The organism is Rahnella sp. WP5, assembly GCF_000745615.1.
Classification (GTDB): Bacteria; Pseudomonadota; Gammaproteobacteria; order Enterobacterales; family Enterobacteriaceae; genus Rahnella; species Rahnella aceris.
On record NZ_JQJR01000007.1, the window covers coordinates 227,005 to 244,854 of the forward strand.

12 protein-coding genes are annotated in these 17,850 nt (G+C 52.8%); 7 read left to right on the top strand and 5 right to left on the bottom strand.

What is annotated here, in order from left to right:
- The first annotated feature begins 36 nt into the window (after window positions 1–36).
- Window positions 37–807, top strand: coding sequence for a CDP-diacylglycerol diphosphatase (locus EX31_RS05415; protein ID WP_013573466.1), 771 nt, complete (start codon window positions 37–39; stop codon window positions 805–807).
- A gap of 49 nt (window positions 808–856) precedes the next feature.
- On the opposite strand, the gene EX31_RS05420 is transcribed toward EX31_RS05415, so the two are convergent.
- Window positions 857–2,911 (bottom strand): AsmA family protein, encoded by a 2,055-nt coding sequence (locus EX31_RS05420; RefSeq protein WP_013573465.1) that lies wholly within the window; start codon window positions 2,909–2,911, stop codon window positions 857–859.
- 211 nt (window positions 2,912–3,122) lie between these two features.
- Window positions 3,123–3,899: a cyclic-guanylate-specific phosphodiesterase gene (gene pdeH / locus EX31_RS05425; RefSeq protein WP_013573464.1), complete on the bottom strand. Its 777-nt coding sequence runs from the start codon at window positions 3,897–3,899 to the stop codon at window positions 3,123–3,125.
- A gap of 323 nt (window positions 3,900–4,222) precedes the next feature.
- Here pdeH and EX31_RS05430 point away from each other — a divergent pair, with 323 nt between their 5' ends.
- Entirely contained in the window at window positions 4,223–4,426 is a 204-nt protein-coding gene (locus tag EX31_RS05430) for a 2-hydroxymuconate tautomerase family protein (RefSeq protein ID WP_013573463.1), read from the top strand.
- A 193-nt stretch (window positions 4,427–4,619) separates the two neighbouring features.
- Window positions 4,620–5,558, top strand: a complete 939-nt coding sequence (locus tag EX31_RS05435) for a 2-dehydro-3-deoxygluconokinase (RefSeq protein WP_013573462.1) — start codon at window positions 4,620–4,622, stop codon at window positions 5,556–5,558.
- A 170-nt stretch (window positions 5,559–5,728) separates the two neighbouring features.
- On the opposite strand, the gene EX31_RS05440 is transcribed toward EX31_RS05435, so the two are convergent.
- The 3 genes from EX31_RS05440 to hmsP form a co-directional block, all read right to left on the bottom strand.
- Window positions 5,729–7,243 carry a M16 family metallopeptidase gene (locus EX31_RS05440; protein ID WP_037033797.1) on the bottom strand — a complete coding sequence of 505 codons (1,515 nt, stop codon included), beginning with the start codon at window positions 7,241–7,243 and terminating at the stop codon, window positions 5,729–5,731.
- A 326-nt stretch (window positions 7,244–7,569) separates the two neighbouring features.
- Entirely contained in the window at window positions 7,570–8,853 is a 1,284-nt protein-coding gene (locus EX31_RS05445) for a dicarboxylate/amino acid:cation symporter (protein ID WP_037033798.1), read from the bottom strand.
- A gap of 236 nt (window positions 8,854–9,089) precedes the next feature.
- Window positions 9,090–11,072: a biofilm formation regulator HmsP gene (gene hmsP / locus EX31_RS05450; RefSeq protein ID WP_037033800.1), complete on the bottom strand. Its 1,983-nt coding sequence runs from the start codon at window positions 11,070–11,072 to the stop codon at window positions 9,090–9,092.
- A gap of 559 nt (window positions 11,073–11,631) precedes the next feature.
- Here hmsP and EX31_RS05455 point away from each other — a divergent pair.
- Genes EX31_RS05455 through bcsB form a run of 4 tightly spaced genes read left to right on the top strand, consistent with a single transcriptional unit; the run spans window position 11,632 to window position 17,776 of the window.
- Complete coding sequence (locus EX31_RS05455) at window positions 11,632–12,366, top strand: hypothetical protein (protein WP_037033801.1); 735 nt, start codon at window positions 11,632–11,634, stop codon at window positions 12,364–12,366.
- Window positions 12,357–13,160 (top strand): cellulose biosynthesis protein BcsQ, encoded by an 804-nt coding sequence (gene bcsQ, locus EX31_RS05460; RefSeq protein WP_013573457.1) that lies wholly within the window; start codon window positions 12,357–12,359, stop codon window positions 13,158–13,160. Before EX31_RS05455 ends, bcsQ begins: the two co-directional genes overlap by 10 nt.
- 30 nt (window positions 13,161–13,190) lie before the next feature.
- Window positions 13,191–15,290, top strand: a complete 2,100-nt coding sequence (gene bcsA, locus EX31_RS05465) for a UDP-forming cellulose synthase catalytic subunit (RefSeq protein ID WP_013573456.1) — start codon at window positions 13,191–13,193, stop codon at window positions 15,288–15,290.
- Window positions 15,287–17,776 carry a cellulose biosynthesis cyclic di-GMP-binding regulatory protein BcsB gene (gene bcsB / locus EX31_RS05470; RefSeq protein WP_037033803.1) on the top strand — a complete coding sequence of 830 codons (2,490 nt, stop codon included), beginning with the start codon at window positions 15,287–15,289 and terminating at the stop codon, window positions 17,774–17,776. The genes bcsA and bcsB overlap by 4 nt, the downstream gene beginning before the upstream one ends.
- Window positions 17,777–17,850: the final 74 nt, after the last annotated feature.

Below are 17,850 nucleotides of genomic sequence, written 5' to 3' on the forward strand. Positions count from 1 at the left end.
TTGCGCCCGGCACGGTGCCTTCTGCGAAGGTCTCTTATGCGCTTGCGTCGATTTATCCTGCCTGTTCTGATCCTGCTTATCCTTATTACTGCGGCCTTTTGGTATTTCTGGCCACACACCTCCAATCCCAACGCTCTGTGGAACATCATCAGCAAGAAATGCGTGCCGAATCAGCAAAGCACGGGCAAACCTGAGCCCTGCGCGCAGGTCGATGAACAACAGGGTTTTGTGGTGCTGAAAGATCTGAACGGCCCGCTGCAATATTTGCTGATGCCGACCGCGAGGATCACCGGTATGGAAAGCCCTGCGTTGCTGGAACCGTCAACGCCAAACTTTTTCAGTCAGGCATGGAATGCTCGGCATTTTATGGCGGATAAATACGGTAAACCGATTGATGACAGCAATGTCTCGCTGGCGATTAACTCGCAATACGGACGGTCGCAGAATCAGCTGCACATCCACATCTCCTGTCTTTTGCCACAGGTAAAAACCACGTTGAGCAAAGATGGCGGGCAGATGGGATATAACTGGCAGGAACTGCCGGATAAGCTGCTCGGACACACCTATCTGGCGCGTAAAGTGACGCAGGCCGAGCTGAATGAGAAAGGCGCTTTCCGGCTTCTGGCCGAAGGTGTGCCTGAAGCCGATAAAAAGATGGGACATTTCGGCATGGCGATGGTCAGCCTGCCGGGCGGCGATTTCCTGCTGCTCGCCAGCGAGCGTGACTTACTCAAACTCAATAACGCCTCCACCGAAGAAATCCAGGACCACAAATGTGCGGTACTGGATCCGGTGCCTCAGCCTTAAAGCCCCCTTCCGGCCTCCCCTTCGCAGGGGAGGCGTTAATCCAACAGGATTACTTCTGTTTCATCTGCTGCAAGATCGGGCCGCACTGGTTTTCTTCATTATCGCTTGGAGAGATCAACGCCAGCAGCGCGGCAGCCGGGGCAACGACAGCGCCAAGCGCGACGGCTGCGGCACCGCGGGCAATCAGCGGCCCTGGTTTCACGCCGGCATCCGGATTTTTATAGGTGCCACGAACATACAGCGGTGAACGTAAGGTCAGGATACGCACGCCCTTGCTTTCAGGGTTGATCGACAGATCCAGCCGTTCGGTTGCCATATTGGTGTTGCCGGTAATGTTAATCACCGCATTCTCAGTATCGAACACAAACAGCCGTGGCGTGACCAGTCCGTTCTTCACATTGACGTTGGCGGCCGCGCAGTTGATCGCCACTTCATCATCGCCGAACAGTTTACTCACCACGTAATTACCGACATTCAGCCCTGCCAGTTCCATCAGGCCACGGCTGATCACGCCATCGTTAATAAGGATTTTCATATCACCGTTGCTGGTACCGAGCAGCGCTGCGACCGAATTCCCGGTGCCGGTCAGCGTGGCGTCACCGTTCAGGTCGCCCAGACTGCGCTCCATTGACTGTACGTTTGGCAGCAATTGCTTGAGCTTCAGTTTGCGGGCATGGATATCGGCGCGCGCCTGCATCGGCGATTTGTCACCTTCGAGGCGGATGGTGGAATTCAGATTACCGCCAGCCAGACCGAAACGCAGCGGGTCGAGCAGGATCTCGCCGTCGGTCAGTTTCAGGTGAGTACTCAAATCGCTCAGCGGCAGGGATTTACCATGCTCGATACGTTTGGCGCTGAATTTCACATCAGCGTCCATTACCCGCCAGCTTTTGGTATCGAATTTCTCCACCGGCAATACTTTGTCGGCAGGCTGCCGGGTAGTTTCACCACGTTTGGCTTTGTCCTGGTTAGAATCGGCACCAATCAGCGGAGCCAGATCAGCAAAGCGCAGCTGTTTTGAAACTACCTCACCGGTCAGTTTAGGTCGCGGTTTAACGGCCTGATAAGTCAGTGAGCCGTGAATATCGCTGTCGCCGATTTCACCGTTAAAGTTCTGATAACGGTAAATTGCGCCGTCTTTATCATGCAACGTCGCCGATAAATGCCCGTCGGTGGAGTACGGTGGCGTTTGCGGCAGCAGCACGCCGGTCAGGCCATACAAGTCAGACAGCGTCTGGCCGGAGAATTTCAGACGTAAATCCAGCCCCCCGAGATTCATCGGATCCTGCAATGTCCCCGCGACGGCCACCCGCGTATTCCCGGAACGGACATCTGCCTGTAACGGGAACAGCACATCCGGGTCTTTCAGCGCCAGCATGCCACCGATTTTGCCGCTGCCGGAAAGCGATTCACCGTTGTATTTGCCGTCAACTTTCCAGCCAAACACATAAGGCGGGGTTTTGGTTTTCGGTGCATCTTTCTTATCACCGACCACTTCCGTGAACGGCAGCGGTTTGCCCAGCGGGTCAATCACGGCGCGGAAATCAGCTTTCAGTTTCGCGTCTTTATAGTCAATCTGCCCGCGATCAAACACGATATCATTGAGCGTAAATGACCAGGCAGACGGCGGCTGCGCCGGATCCTGCGTATCGCTGTTGGCGAGATTGAACGTCCAGTTATTTTTGCCATTATCCAGACGCAGCAATGAAGCATCAGGCTGTTTCAGCCAGATACGCGGGATCAGCACTTCTTTATGCAGTAAGGCGAGTGGCGCAATGCTGGCGTCAACGCGGGCGAGTTTCACCATCTGCGCGTCTTTTTCACCGGTTTGCACATCGGAAGGGTTACCGAGCACGATATCTTCAGCATGAATATGCGGCCACGGCACCCACGCGCGCCACCCCGCTTCGTCTTTCTGACGCGACCAGTCAACGCCTAAATCACCGCGGATCGCGAATGCGCGGTTCAGTTCGGTGCTGACTTTTTGATTGATGGTCGGTTTGAGGCGGTTCCAGTCGAATGTCGCAATGAAAATCACGACAGCAATCAACGCAATGATAATCACACCCACAACCCAGGAAATCACTTTACCTGTGCGCGTCATAAATCTGTTCCTTTCAGACAGTTAACCAATCCCAAGTTTTAACCATAGTAGAATTCTCAACAGCTTGCAGGAAGGGGCATTCGTGAAGGGGGCATATCAGGCAGGAAGTCGGAAGGTAATGCTTTTTAAATCAGTGAAATGAAAATGCATCACACCACAACGAGTCACCAGCAACTTTGAGAGTTTGCCTCAGCAGGTCAGGCGTGATCCATTATCCTTTGAAATGTATGGGCAGATTATCCAGATTATCGAAAATGGTGGGACGCGCCAGATAATAGCCTTGTGCCGCCAGCGCATCAGAATTGCAGACCATCGCCCATTCAGAGGCCGTTTCAACGCCTTCAATAATCACGCCTTTGCTATAGCGGTTCATCAGCGTCACCAGCGTGTAAAACAGCCGTGACCCCTCTTCACTCTGGCCAAGCAAAATAAACAGATCGCGGGCGATTTTGATGTATTCGTAATGCCAGGTGGTGAAGGAAGAGAAGTTAGCGATACCCTGACCAAAGTCATCGAGCCACAACCGGTCAGATTGCTCGATTTGCGACAGCGGGATACTCAGCGCATTTTCGGCGCTTTCAACCAGTTCAAAACGGACATACGGCATCGCGCTGATTTGCGCGCGCAGCGCCGAATCAGATTGCAGCATTTCCAGTACCTGACCATCTACGTTAATCGACGCCAGTAATTCGTTTTCAATGAACAGATGCTGCCAGCGCTGCAACAGGTCGAGCTGCTCCTGCACGATTTGCAAACGTTTGCCCACAGCGATCGCGACAAAATATTCTTCCGGCGAAATGAATTTGTGCGGGCTCGCAGGGTGAAAAATCCCTGTCAGCAATTCAATTCCCAACAGCTTTCCTGTGGTGCGATAAATAGGCTGAAAACGGTACACTCTCTGACACTGACGCCAGTAAGACTGTGCTTTTACGCGCTCTATGGCGGTAAAAGAAGGCGTAATCAGCCCTAACATCATCTTAGTTATCATATTTTTCTGCCGTCATGAATAAGAATCAGATAATCAGGGGGACATGCGGCAACATGTGTCGCGTGACTACAATGTGATTCATGTCAACAGCGTGTGTTCGCAGAACACTGTGTTTCATGGAGGCAAAGTAGCCCGGTTTCCTGGCTTTCTTTAGTAGAGTTATCTATCGGCGCTGCGCGGGGAAACTTTAATCACTCCATATAACCTTGCAATCCATGTGGCTAAATCAGCCAAAAAGCCGGGCTGGAAGTTCTTTTACACAGGCTCTACAGTGGAAGCACTGAATATTTTATTGACGCCTCATTCACAAGCCGGAGAAAAAAATGCCTTATGTTAATATCAAAATCACCCGCGAAGGCGCGACAGCTGAACAGAAGAAAGCGCTGATCGCCGGGGTGACACAATTACTGGTGGACACGCTGGGCAAAAATCCGGCGACGACCGTGGTCGTCATTGACGAGGTCGACACCGATAACTGGGGAGTGGGTGGCCGTCCGGTGACCGAACTGCGTCAGGAAAATAAGTAACTGCCTCAGGTGGAAGTGCTGACGCTTCCACTTTCCCCCTCGTTTTTTCTTCGTTTTTTTGCCTGCCGCCTACAAAAATAAAACCTTGTTTTAATTTATTTGACTGACCGCATTCTTATGAAGAGACTAGAGCGCAATAATGACGGTCTTTTCTTTCCTTTCGTTTTAATGCTTCAGACATAGGCCAGGTACCATGACCAGCAAAAACATTGCCGTTATCGGCGAATGCATGATCGAATTATCTCAGAAAGGCGATGCGCTCCACCGCGGTTTTGGTGGCGACACGCTGAACACGTCTGTTTATATCTCCCGCCAGGTTTCCCCTGATGCACTGAACGTGCATTACGTCACCGCGCTCGGCAATGACAGTTTCAGCAATGAAATGTTGCAGGCCTGGCAGCAGGAAGGGGTTCACACGGATCTGACCCAGCGCCTTGAAAACAAGTTACCCGGTTTGTATGTGATTGAAACGGACAGCACCGGCGAGCGCACCTTCTATTACTGGCGCAATGATGCTGCCGCGCGCTACTGGCTCGACAGTCCGCAATCCGAAGAGATTTGCCGGAAACTGGCAGAATTCGATTATCTGTATCTGAGCGGTATCAGTCTGGCGATCCTCAGCGACGCAAGCCGTGACCGTCTGATGACCTTGCTGAAAGCCTGCCGTTCACGCGGTGGCAAAGTGATTTTCGATAACAATTACCGTCCGCGTCTGTGGGCCAGCAAAGAACAGACGCAGGCCGCGTATAACGCCATGCTTTCCTGCACCGACATCGCCTTCCTGACCCTCGATGACGAAGATATGTTGTGGGGCCAGAAGCCGTACGACGACGTGATTGCGCGCACCCATGCGCTGGGGGTCAGCGAAGTGGTCGTCAAACGCGGAGCCGACAGTTGCATCGTCTCCAGCGCTGAAGGCGAGTTGCATGATGTCCCTGCGGTGAAATTGCCGAAAGAGAAAGTCATTGATACGACGGCAGCAGGAGATTCCTTCAGCGCCGGTTATCTGGCGGTGAGGCTCACCGGTGGCAGCGCGGTGGAAGCCGCAGTGCGTGGACATGAAACAGCGAGTACTGTTATCCAGCATCGCGGTGCGATCATTCCGATGGAGTTTATGCCGGGGCGGGCATAAGGGGAGTTTTTTTACTCCTCCCCCTGCGAAGGGGGAGGCTGGGAGGGGGTTTTAATGACTAACTCTTTGCTAAAGCACACTTAAACTTTTTGATTTAGACCTTAATACCCCACCCCAACCCTCCCCTTCGCAGGGGAGGGAGCCGACCGAATTCTTACTCAACGATCTACTTATTGCGCAGTCGCCGCCGATGCCGCCGGCACATCCCCCGCAGGGGCATCAACCGCAGGCGCGGTTTCCACCGGTGCCATTATCTTGTCATAAACCGCCCGCAGCTCTGCGGCATTCACCTCAGGTTCCCCTTTTGGCTGCGCCACTAATAACGCAGGAGCGCGGGAAAGCTGTTGCTTCAGTTCCTGATTCAGCACCGGCAGGGTCAGCGTGGAAAGGAACTGCTGACGCAATTGCTGATACTGTTCTGGGGCGATATCTACCACACCGTTTTGCTGGGAACGCAAACGCTGGCTCATCAGCACATCGGTATCGGTACGGGCGTAAGTCGCGAACAGTTTGCTCAGCTGATCGTTTTTCTGCGCAATCAGTGCATCAAATTCAGCCTGAGAAATGCCTTTATCGCGAACAGCCAGGAGTTCTTCTGACAGACGTTTAAACAGCTCCGTCAGCTTAGCCTGCGGTGCTTCAATGCGGATTGCACACTGCGCGCGCTGATATTGCACATTACAGTCGAAACCCAGCCCCGGGCCAGGTGCCGGGGTGTCTTTTTTGGTTTCAAACGCACTTTTCAGTTGTTGCTGCAAATGCCAGAACAACGCTTCGCGGGCTAGATCACTGCGCCAGTATGCGGCAAGGGCCTGTGAATCCTGAATGGGCTGCCAGGCGTTATCCCACATTAATGAGACGCGATCCTGAGTCAGATTTTCATCCATGACGGTCATGGATTTTGTCGTCACTTCAGACAGCGTGGGCAACGTCTGCGGCGTCTGGCGGCTGCCTTTGAGTGACGAGAACGTGCGATTGATTTGTTCACTCAGGCCACGGCTGTCGACATTACCGACGACAAATAACGTCATCGCATCAGGCGTATACCACTGATGATAAAATTTGATTAATGCGTCGATGTTGACAGGTTTGGTGGGTAAATGGTTTGGATTGTGACCAACCAGCGTCGAACCGGCCATCCGCGCACGCCACCAGGCATCCTGCGTATTTTGAGGCAGAGAACCTACCGGATCCTGAGATTCCTGACGGGCTGCACTCACCAGCGCCGGGGTGACAGACACTTTGCCCGCCGTATTTGCCAGCCAGTTCAGAGCATCTTTCAGAAGCTCAGGACGGTTATTGGGCAGGCTCAGGTTGTACATCGTGAAATCATAAGAACTGACCGCTGGCGGCAAGGGCCGCTGCGGATTGATACTTTGCTGCCACAGAGACTGGAGCTGAGCCGTGCTGAAGCCTTCGCTGTGCATCAGCGCAAGGCGGGGAAGGAAATGGGCATAGCCCGTTTGCTGGGCTGATTCCGCCAGCGAGCCGGTGCGAACCACCAGGCGTAATTCAATGCGATCGCTCGGGCGTTGCGGCGTGGTCAGCAACTGCCAGGTAAATCCATTGTCCAGTTTCCCCTGCTGCCAGGCCGGATCTGGTTGTAATGCTTCAGCTTGCACATGACTTGCGGCTGCTGCCAGCAGCAATCCACCAATGAGTAAACGGATTTTGGTGCCCTGCATGTGAACCCCTACGTAATGACAATCCAATTTTCAATATGCTGTCCTGCCGGTGTCGGTCGACTGGCCCACAGGAATTGAATGCGTAAGTTTAAGGACGAAAAATACAGCCCTTCGTTAGACCGCGCATTTTTCGCAATGTCACGCAGCCCGCAAAAATATTATGGGAACGAACGCCAGATGAGGCATTTGAGGGACATATTATGAAGATAATCCACCGGTTGCATCAAGTAACCGGTGGATATTAGGTGGGTTTGGGGCTAAATAAATGCGTTTTTAGAAACCTTTCTCAATATTTTCATCCATTCAGCCACCATTTTTCAGAAATTTCAGGCGGACTTTTCGGCTTCTGTCAGACCTTTCTGGCCGTTTAAGGTCGCTTTTAACTGCCCTTCGTCCAGCTGATCACACCATTTTGCGACCACGATGGTGGCGACGCCGTTACCCACCAGATTGGTCAGCGCACGCGCTTCGGACATGAAACGGTCAATGCCCAGAATCAGTGCCAGTCCTGCAACCGGTAAATGGCCCACAGCAGACAACGTTGCCGCCAGCACGATGAATCCGCTGCCCGTTACGCCTGCCGCCCCTTTTGAAGACAACAGCAGCACCACAATCAGGGTGATCTGATGCCAGATATCCATATGGGTATTGGTCGCCTGCGCGATGAAGACTGCTGCCATCGTCAGATAAATCGAGGTGCCGTCCAGATTGAAGGAATAGCCGGTCGGAATGACCAGCCCGACCACCGATTTCTTACAACCCAGACGCTCCATTTTATCCAGCATGCGCGGCAGCGCTGATTCAGAAGATGACGTGCCCAGCACGATCAGCAGCTCTTCTTTAATGTAATTCACAAACTTGAAGATGCTGAAACCGGTGAAGCGCGCGATAAGCCCGAGCACCACCACCACGAACAAAATACAGGTCAGGTAGAAGCACAGGATCAGTTGTCCCAGTTGCACCAGCGAACCGACGCCGTATTTGCCGATGGTAAACGCCATGGCCCCAAATGCGCCAACCGGTGCGAGGCGCATGATCATATTGATGATGCCGAAAATGACCTGAGAGAAGCTTTCGATCACATTGAAAATCAGCTGGCCTTTGTGGCCCAGACGGTGCAACGCAAAGCCAAACAACACAGCAAATAGCAGCACCTGAAGAATGTTCCCGCTGGCGAATGCCCCAATCACGCTGGAGGGGATTACGTCCAGAAGGAACGGAATGATGCCCTGGCTTTGCGCCTGCTCGGCGTAAACCGCTACCGCTTTAGCATCCAGCGCGGCAGGATCCACGTTCATCCCGGCTCCCGGCTGTACAATATTGACGATCACCAGCCCGATGATCAGCGCCAGTGTACTGACAATTTCAAAGTACAGCAGCGCAATCGCACCGGTGCGGCCGACCGCTTTCATGCTTTCCATACCCGCAATACCGGTGACGACAGTACAGAAGATCACCGGCGCGATGATCATCTTGATTAATTTAACAAAACCATCACCAAGTGGTTTCATTTGAGCGCCAATCTCAGGGTAGAAATGCCCCAGAAGAACACCGACGGTAATAGCCAAAAGCACCTGAAAATACAGGCTTCTGAAGAGTGATTTTTTCATGAATACCCATCCTGAAGTGATTGCGCCGACTTCTATTTTTTGTAAGGTCAAAGGTAATGAGTGGCAGCAGGTAAATAACACAAGCACAACATGATGGAAATATTTCGTTTCCCTCCGCAATCACGAGTCATGAAAAACCGGAGCGGAAAGGATTCAGCAGGAAGTAATGTAAGTAAAAAAAGCGTCAGGAGGGGGAAATGCCGGACAAGAAGAGGTTTTCCTGTCCGTGGTACAGGTCAGGAAGGCTGGCAGAATTTCCGTTCGAAGTCAGTTTTGGAAAGCGGCGCGGAAAATAAATAGCCTTGTCCGAGCTGAATATTTTCCTTAAGCAGCCACTGACGTTGTTCCTCTGTTTCTACGCCTTCGGCTACCAGCTGAATATTCATGGCGCGACCAATCGAGGCCACAATATTCACCATCACTTCATCCTGCGGCAGCACGCTGACGAAGCTGCGGTCAATTTTGATGACATCAATAGGCAATGTGCGCAGCCGGTTGAGGTATTCCAGCCCGGAGTAACCCAGACCAAAATCATCAAGCTCGATGGAAACACCCACGGCGCGAAGTTCGCTGAGCAACAGCAGCGCGCGATCGAGATCATCAATGCGGGCCGTTTCCGTGATTTCCAGCACCAGTTGTCCCGGATTAATTTTGTAACGGCTCAGCAGGCTGCGCAGTTCCGGCAGGAAGTTACGCTGCTGTACCTGCGCGCCGGAGAGATTGACTGACAGCGGCAGGGGAATGCCTCGTTGCTGCCAGTCCGCCAGGATCTGACAGCCCAGCTCAAGAATTTTGTAACCCAGCTGACTCATGACGCCGATTTCTTCGGCCAGCACAATAAAATCGCTTTCCAGGCCGTAACTTCCATCGGCCATTTTACGACGCAGCAGGGCTTCCGCCCCGACCACCGCGTCAGTTGCCATATTCACCTGCGGCTGGATAAACAGCGTGAAATCATTCTGTTCCATCGCATGCAGGATTTCGTTTTCCTGCAGTAAGCGTTTCTGAATTTTTTCGGTCAGTTCCGGCTCGAAGAACAGGATTTGGTTTTTCCCCTGCTGATAGGCCGAGACTCTGGCCGCACGACCATTCACCATCAGTTGCTGCGCACTCACCGGGAATTCGCCGGTGTATTGCACGATGCCGATGCTGCCGGTCGGATGCAGAGACATATTGCCAGCATGACTTTCCTGCGGCGCATTGATGCGCTCCATGATTTGCCGCGCCAGACGCATCGCCATAAAGGGCCGCGGTATATCCGCCGCCAGCAGAGCAAATTCGTTATAACTCAGGCGCGCCAGCAGGCAGTTCTCAGGCAACACATTCATGATGGAAGAGATCAGCGGGCAATCCACATGGCCGTCATCGCGCAGGCTTTCAATGCCGATTAACAGCAGGTGGAAACTTTTTTGCGGTTCAGCGCAATGCAGGCGGTGTTCCAGATGCTGTATAAACTGTTCTTCATTATTTAGCATGGTTTGAGAAGGCAGCAGTGCTTCACGGGCAGTGCATTGCGGCTTCTCCCGCTGTTGCTGATTGCGGTTGTAGCTGCGCACCAGCATGCCGATCTCATCGTCTTCGTGGCGTTGCGGCAGGGTTAGCTGATGGCCTGGCACCTCGCTTTCCGGCAGGGATTCCAGATCGCTGGCAATCGCGCGAAGCGGTTTCACGATCAAACGGTTGATAACCCAGCTCACGGAAATAGTCAGGATCAGCGCCAGCAACAGATATGTTGTCAGCATGGTCGAGAGCGCGCTGATGATGAACTGATACATGCGGTAGGAATCAGCCTGAAGGACCAGATAAGCCAGGGGTTTGGGGGCTTTAGGGCTGGCAGCCGCAGAATAGAGAGGTACGGAGATTGTCACCGGCAGATTGAAACCGCGGGTCACCCATTGCGGCACCGGGCGGCCTGGTGGGAAATGCGTATGCAGTGCGGCGATCTGATTGGGTAACACGACGTCGGCACGGCTCAGAATGCCCACCGGTTGCAGCGTATTCAGAATGTCCTGCGTTTCTTCCAGATCAACATCCAGCACGGCTTGCGAGAGCGGAACCCGAACAGAATGCGCAATATTCTCAAGTTGCTGGGCGTAATCGTCCCTCCGTTGCTGTACAAAGTGGAACAGCTGGATGACGATAAAAATACAAATGGTGATGGCCGCAATGCTCGACACGGCCGCCATCTGTTTAATCGTTAATGAACGCCTGACCCGCAACTTAATTCTCCATCAACCACCGACATGATTTTCCGCGCCCATCCGGGCATAAACGGTACTTGTGCGCAGTATACCTTATAACGTGTTATTTCGAGGTTAAAGACGAAGTTTTGGCTATAAAAAACAACATGTTTGCCGGTACACACCTACAATGAATATTCTTTATGTTGTTCAACTTAGAGAAAACATACATTACTCAGGTTAATCGAATAATTCACAGCATAAGAACATCCTGAGCCCGGCGCACCTGATGAATATTATGTGCTATTCATCACATAAAAAACCAAACATTATACTAATTTAACAAAAACGCATCGCAAAACAACATCAAAAACCTTTTGCGCCAGCCAGTTATGCCCGTGTTGTTTTTTATGCGGGTTAATCCTATTTTTTGTAAAAACTGCTCTATGCTGTAAAAGAACTGATATATTAAGACGAGTCCTATTCCCACATAAAACTTTAAAAATATTCATCTTTTTACACTCTTTGTTAACGGCCAATCACAGTCGTTTTGACGTCCAGAAAACACCGAAATATATAATCCTATCGGGCGGGATTTATGAATAAATATGATGACATTAAACGTTTTATGGATAAGACGAAGTTGGAAAATCTTGATTATAAAGAGCTTAATGAAAAATCAACGGGAGAATCCATAACAGGTTCAATGAATCAGTGGACGTTGATTAAACAAGTCTCAGCCAGCGAAGAGCCTGCCGGTCCCCTTGATAACGGCCGTACCACGCAGCCAACGCCACAATCCATTTCTGCGGACGAGTTTTCGCTTTCTGCTTCTCAGTCTGTCAATGAGCAGCAGAAACCGCATGCTTCTGCCGCACAGACTGTTATGCACACACCAGCCACGCCGATGTCTTCGGAGGTTACTCCTCCGCCAGCCGGTTTTGGTCTGCTTGATGCCCTGCGCGAAACGCTGCCGTCCGCACCCGTTCAGCCTGTTCACACAGCACCGACATTGCACGCCCAGTCAGTCATTCCTGACAGCGGCTCAGGTTTACTCGATTCATTGCGTAAAGCAATGCCCGAAGCGCCTTCAAAGCCTGCACCTGCGCCGGTTCAGACGCCTCAGCCAGAACAACACCCCGCCGCGCCGGTTTACCACCAGCCGCCGGTACAAAATCCAGCGCCAGTGGTGCCCGCATCCCCGGCGTCTGCTGAGGTTAACCAGCGCTTTAAACAAATGTTTAAACAGCGAGCGCCGCAGCCTGCCAGCGCTTATTTACATCGCGACACACCGCTTCAACCCCTGTTAGAGATGATTGCCTCATGCCGTTAGTTTGCGTTTGTTCACCGAAAGGTGGGGTAGGAAAAACCACGGTGGCCTCCAACCTGGCCTATTCGCTTGCCCGCAGTGGCAGCAAAGTGCTGGTCATCGATTTTGATGTGCAGAACGCCCTTCGCCTTCATTTCGGTGTGCCTATTGCCGATACCCGCGGTTTTGTCGCCGGTTCGGGTAATGAATCCGACTGGAGCCAGTTCATCCTGAAAGCGGGTTCCAATACGTTTGTCTTACCTTACGGCGAAGTGACGGAAGATCAGCGGCTGGAATTCGAACATCAGCTTGCCAGCGATCCGCATTTTTTACAGCGCGGATTAAATACCGTCCTGAATTATCCGGGATTAATTATTATCGCGGATTTCCCTCCCGGCCCGAGTCCGGCATTAAAAGCCGTTCAGGCCATTGCTGATTTACATGTGGTGGTGATGCTGGCCGATACCGCATCATTATCTTTATTACCCTTAATGGAAAAAAACAAATTAATTGGCACCCCTTTGAATAACAAGTTGGGTGAATATTATGTTGTTAACCAAAGTGACACCCGCCGGACATTAAGCCGCGACGTCACCCAATTTTTCGAACAGCGTTTAAATGAAAGATTATTAGGCACAATCCACAGGGATGAATGCGTGCCAGAGGCCAATGCCTCGCAGCGCTCTATTATTGATTTCAGCCCGGTATCGGCTTCGGCATTTGATATTGAACTGATCAGCAAAAAAGTCGCCGCCATTTTAGGGATTAAAGTCGGTGATGGTGAATTACACGCCGCGCCTAAATCTGGCAGTTATTAGCTATCACTGTTAACAGCGACCCCAAAAGCGATGAATAAATTCCTGTTTTCTCTCCTTGTACTTCTGCTGCTGCCGGTGGCAGCAGTCATCATCATTACCCCGATGGACAGCCAGAAGCAGTACATTTTTGGCCTGATCAGCATCGGTTTGTTATTCCTGCTTGGCATCAGTAAAAGCCGACGGATTAGCGTGGTGATGGTCATCATGTCCGTCATGATGTCGACGCGTTATATTTACTGGCGTGCGACGGAAACGCTGCATTTTAATTCAACAATAGAAGCTATTTTAGGGATCGGCTTATTCCTTGCCGAACTGTATGTCTGGCTAATTTTGTTGCTGGGTTATCTGCAAACCACCTGGCCATTAAAACGCACCATCGAACCTTTGCCGGATGACACCACGCTGTGGCCAACCGTCGATGTGTATATTCCGTCTTATAACGAAAGTCTCGACGTAGTACGTGACACCGTGCTGGCGGCGCAGTGCATCGATTATCCGAAAGACAAAATCAAAATTTATGTTCTGGATGACGGTAAACGGGACGAATTTGCGGTGTTCTCCGCTGACGCCGGCGTGGGATATATCACCCGTAACGACAACTCCCATGCCAAAGCCGGCAACCTGAACCATGCAATGAAACTCACCAAAGGCGAGCTGATTTGCGTATTCGACTGTGACCACGTGGCCACCCGCGCGTTCCTGCAGGCGACGGTCGGCAGCTTCCTGAAAGACCCGCGTCTGGCGCTGATCCAGACACCGCACTACTTCTATTCACCTGACCCGTTTGAACGTAACTTGTCTGCGGGCCGCACCATGCCCAACGAAGGTGCCCTGTTCTACGGCCCGGTTCAGCAAGGTAACGACAACTGGAATGCGACGTTCTTCTGCGGCTCCTGTGCGGTTATCCGCCGTGTGGCCCTGGAAGAAGTGGGGGGTTTTGCGGTTGAAACGGTTACCGAAGATGCACACTCCGCGCTGAAAATGCAGCGTCGTGGCTGGAATACCGCGTTTCTGGATATCCCGCTGGCAGCCGGTCTGGCGACCGAACGTCTGGGTCTGCACGTCATTCAGCGTACCCGCTGGGCGCGCGGTATGACGCAGATTTTCCGGGTGGATAATCCGCTGCTCGGCCGCGGTCTGAAATGGCAGCAACGCCTGTGCTACCTGAACGCCATGCTGCACTTCCAGTTTGGTCTGCCGCGTGTGGTGTTCCTGACCGCACCGCTGGCTTTCCTGCTGTTCAACCTGAACATTATTTCCTCGTCCGCCAGCCTGATTTTTGCTTACGCGCTGCCGCACCTGGTGATGTCGCTGTACATCAACTCCCGCATGAACGGGCGTTTCCGCTACACCTTCTGGGGTGAGATTTACGAGACCGTGATGGCCTTCCACCTGATCCTGCCCACGCTGGTAACAATGTTCGCCCCCAAACGCGGCAAGTTTAACGTGACGGATAAAGGCGGTTTGCTGGACGTCGGTTTCTTCGACTTCAACATCGTCAAACCTCACCTGATTGTCGCCATCCTGATGATTATCGGCATCGGTTACGGCATCGTGCGCGCCATCTTCCACAATTACTTTGCCATCGACCCAAACGTTATTGCGCTGAATATCGCGTGGGGCAGTTTCAGTGTGCTGATTTTGCTGGCAGCGATTGCAGTAGCGAAAGAAACCCGTCAGGTACGTAAAACTATCCGTATCGATGTGGCCATCCCGGCGATTATTCATTACGCCAATGGTATTTCACTGCGCACCACCACTATCGATATGTCGATGGGCGGTGTGCAGCTGGTGACGCCGGACGTGCGCTATCTGGATGAAGAAATTGAAGAAGTAGAAATTCAGCTGTCTTCCGGCGCGGAAAGTTTCCCGGTGACGCAAATCAGCGGAGACAAAGAGCGGTTGCGTCTGCAATTTGAAAACCTGCCGTTATCGAAACGCCGCGAGCTGGTTCGCGTGGTCTTATGCCGTGCTGACGCCTGGATTGGCGAAGAATACCCGCCGGATAACCCGTTCAGATCGCTGGTAAGCATCATCCGTTGCGTGTTCGAGTTGTTCTATAACACGTGGAAGGAACGCCGTGCTAAAAATAAACCCGCTGACGCCACCAGCAAGAGTGAAGCAGCATGAACCGACCTTATAACCTCATGAGTAAGCGCCGTTTATTGGCTGCGCGGGGCACATCCCTGTTCAGAAAAATCACCACCGGTTTGTTGCTGACGTTCAGCAGTCTGCCGTTGTCACAGGCGGAAGACGCGCCGGCACCGGCCGTTGATCCGGCAACCAGCCTGCCAGCCGCGCCGTCATGGCTACCGCCGGTCATGCCGATGCCGGGTGAAACGGCGCCAGCCGGTGACACAACGCCAGCCCCGGCCGCAGATGCACCACAGACGGATACCACGCCGGTGAATAACAGCCCGGCGATGCCTGATGTAACTGCCGATCCTTCCGCTGCCCCTGCGCCGGTAATGCCGCTGGTTCAGCCGGTGACCAGCAACGTCACCGTTGCCGAAATGGGCCAGCCGAACGGGCTGACGCTCAGCGGCGGCCAGTTGCAGTCCGGTATCATTTTCACCCTGCCTGCCGATGAAGTGGTGACCAACGCGCACCTGTCGCTGGCACTGAAAATTTCCCCGGCGCTGATTGCCCGCGATACCACACTCGAACTGATGCTCAACGGCCAGCCGCTGGGTAACCTGCCGCTGAATCAGAGCAGCAACGGCGGCGATGTTTACGATCTCGATATTCCGGCAGCCATGGTGGTATCCAACAACAACCTGAGCTTCCGCGTGCATGACAGCAACACCATGACCTGCGAGAAAGATCAGTCGGATAAATATTGGGTCACTATTTTGCCCACCACCAGCATCGGGCTGGAAGGTCAGCAACTGAATATTGGCCGTAATCTGGGTAACTTCCCGCGTCCGTTCTTTGATGGCCTGCAGATGCAGGAGTCCAAAATCACCATGGGCTTCTCTGCTACCATGAAACCGGGCGATATCAGCGCTGCGGCGATGGTCTCTTCTTATCTCGGCATGTTGTCCGATTATCGCAGCGTCGATTTCCCGGTCATCCTGAATGATTTGCCGGATCAGAATGGCATTCTGTTCGGCAAGCCGGGAGATAAAATCGGTTCACTGACGTTGCCGGCGAGCAACGGCGCATCGATTCAGATTATCGATAACCCGATCAATCCTGTTTACAAGCTGCTGCTGGTACTCGGTAATGACGATAACCAACTGCGTCAGGCAGCGTATCGCCTGATCAGTGGCGGGATGCCGAACAATACCGACCATCTGGATGTGGCCCAGCAAACCATTCCGTCCAGCAAACCGTATGACGCGCCGCGCTGGATTGACACCTCACGGCCGGTGACGCTGGGTGAACTGGCGGGTAAAGATCAAGATTCGCTGATTTCAAACGGCATTTATCACGACGGCATTCAGGTCGCCTTCCGCGCTGCGCCAGATCTGTTCATGTGGGACGGACACAATATTCCGGTGCGCATTGATTACCGTTTCCCCACCGAAAACTGGATTGATGAAGACAGTTCAAGACTCAACGTCTCCATCAACAGCAACTTCCTGCGCAGCCTGACCGTCAACAAAGTGGGTCTGGTGGAAAATATCTGGCGTCGCCTGGGCGGTGACAGCCGTCAGGAACGCTACACGCTGCAACTCGCGCCCTACCTGATTTACGGCGACAACCAGTTGCAATTCTATTTCGACATCAAGCCGAAAAAAGATGCGCCGTGCAGCATTCTGACCAGCGACAATATTAAGAGCCGTATCGATCCAAAATCTTTCATCGATCTGAGCGGAAGCTACCACTTTGCCCAGTTGCCGAACCTGTCGTATTTCGTCGGCGCGTCTTATCCGTACTCCAAACTGGCTGATTTCTCCGACACCCTGATGCTGTTGCCGCAAACGCCGACGGCGGATGAAATCCACACCCTGCTGAACCTGGCCTCACGCGCCGGTAAAGCCACAGGCGTGCCGGTGAATCATGTGCAGGTGGCCTTCGGCCTGAACGGTGATGAACAAAATAACCCGCTGTTTGACCGCGATATTCTGGCCGTCACCACGCTGGGCGACACGCCATTCAACCAGCAGTTACTTGCGGACTCTCCTTTCAGCATCAACGGTGGCTCAATGGGCGTAAAAACGCCGACCGAAATGCAGCGCGTTGTCGCCTGGCTGACCGGTGACTGGTACCGCCAGCCGGTCGATGCAGACCGTTATCTGTCCTCAACCGGCGCATGGCGTGGCTTCGTCAGCTACCGTTCGCGCTGGTCTGCCGACCATGTGGTCGTGCTGGCAACCGGTACAGACGATCAGCAGTTGCTGAAAATCCATAACGATTTGAAATCACCCAAAATCAACGCCAACGTGCGCGGCGATCTGGCGATTATTACCGATGAAAATGGCATCCGCAGCTTCTCAGTGGGTCAGCAATTCCCGACCGGGCAAATGCCGTGGTACATGATGGTGCTCTGGTATGCCAGCAAACACATCGTGATCCTGTCGTTGATTGCGACCCTGCTTTCGCTGGTGGTTGGCCTGAGCCTGTTCGTTGTCCTGCGTCGTCACGCGGCCAAACGTCTGGGTCAGAAATGAAAAGCATCGGCTTTAAAACAAAAACAATGAAGATCGCCCCGATTTCGGGCGGCGACTCTCTGGCGATTACCGGA

Excerpts from the sequence above, each read along its gene's own strand:
- bcsQ (WP_013573457.1), top strand. The coding sequence starts at position 12,357 with ATGCCGTTAGTTTGCGTTTGTTCACCGAAAGGTGGGGTAGGAAAAACC.
- EX31_RS05430 (WP_013573463.1), top strand. The coding sequence starts at position 4,223 with ATGCCTTATGTTAATATCAAAATCACCCGCGAAGGCGCGACAGCTGAA.
- bcsB (WP_037033803.1), top strand. The coding sequence starts at position 15,287 with ATGAACCGACCTTATAACCTCATGAGTAAGCGCCGTTTATTGGCTGCG.
- EX31_RS05420 (WP_013573465.1), bottom strand. The coding sequence starts at position 2,911 with ATGACGCGCACAGGTAAAGTGATTTCCTGGGTTGTGGGTGTGATTATC.
- EX31_RS05415 (WP_013573466.1), top strand. The coding sequence starts at position 37 with ATGCGCTTGCGTCGATTTATCCTGCCTGTTCTGATCCTGCTTATCCTT.
- EX31_RS05445 (WP_037033798.1), bottom strand. The coding sequence starts at position 8,853 with ATGAAAAAATCACTCTTCAGAAGCCTGTATTTTCAGGTGCTTTTGGCT.
- bcsA (WP_013573456.1), top strand. The coding sequence starts at position 13,191 with ATGAATAAATTCCTGTTTTCTCTCCTTGTACTTCTGCTGCTGCCGGTG.
- EX31_RS05440 (WP_037033797.1), bottom strand. The coding sequence starts at position 7,243 with ATGCAGGGCACCAAAATCCGTTTACTCATTGGTGGATTGCTGCTGGCA.
- EX31_RS05435 (WP_013573462.1), top strand. The coding sequence starts at position 4,620 with ATGACCAGCAAAAACATTGCCGTTATCGGCGAATGCATGATCGAATTA.
- pdeH (WP_013573464.1), bottom strand. The coding sequence starts at position 3,899 with ATGATAACTAAGATGATGTTAGGGCTGATTACGCCTTCTTTTACCGCC.
- EX31_RS05455 (WP_037033801.1), top strand. The coding sequence starts at position 11,632 with ATGAATAAATATGATGACATTAAACGTTTTATGGATAAGACGAAGTTG.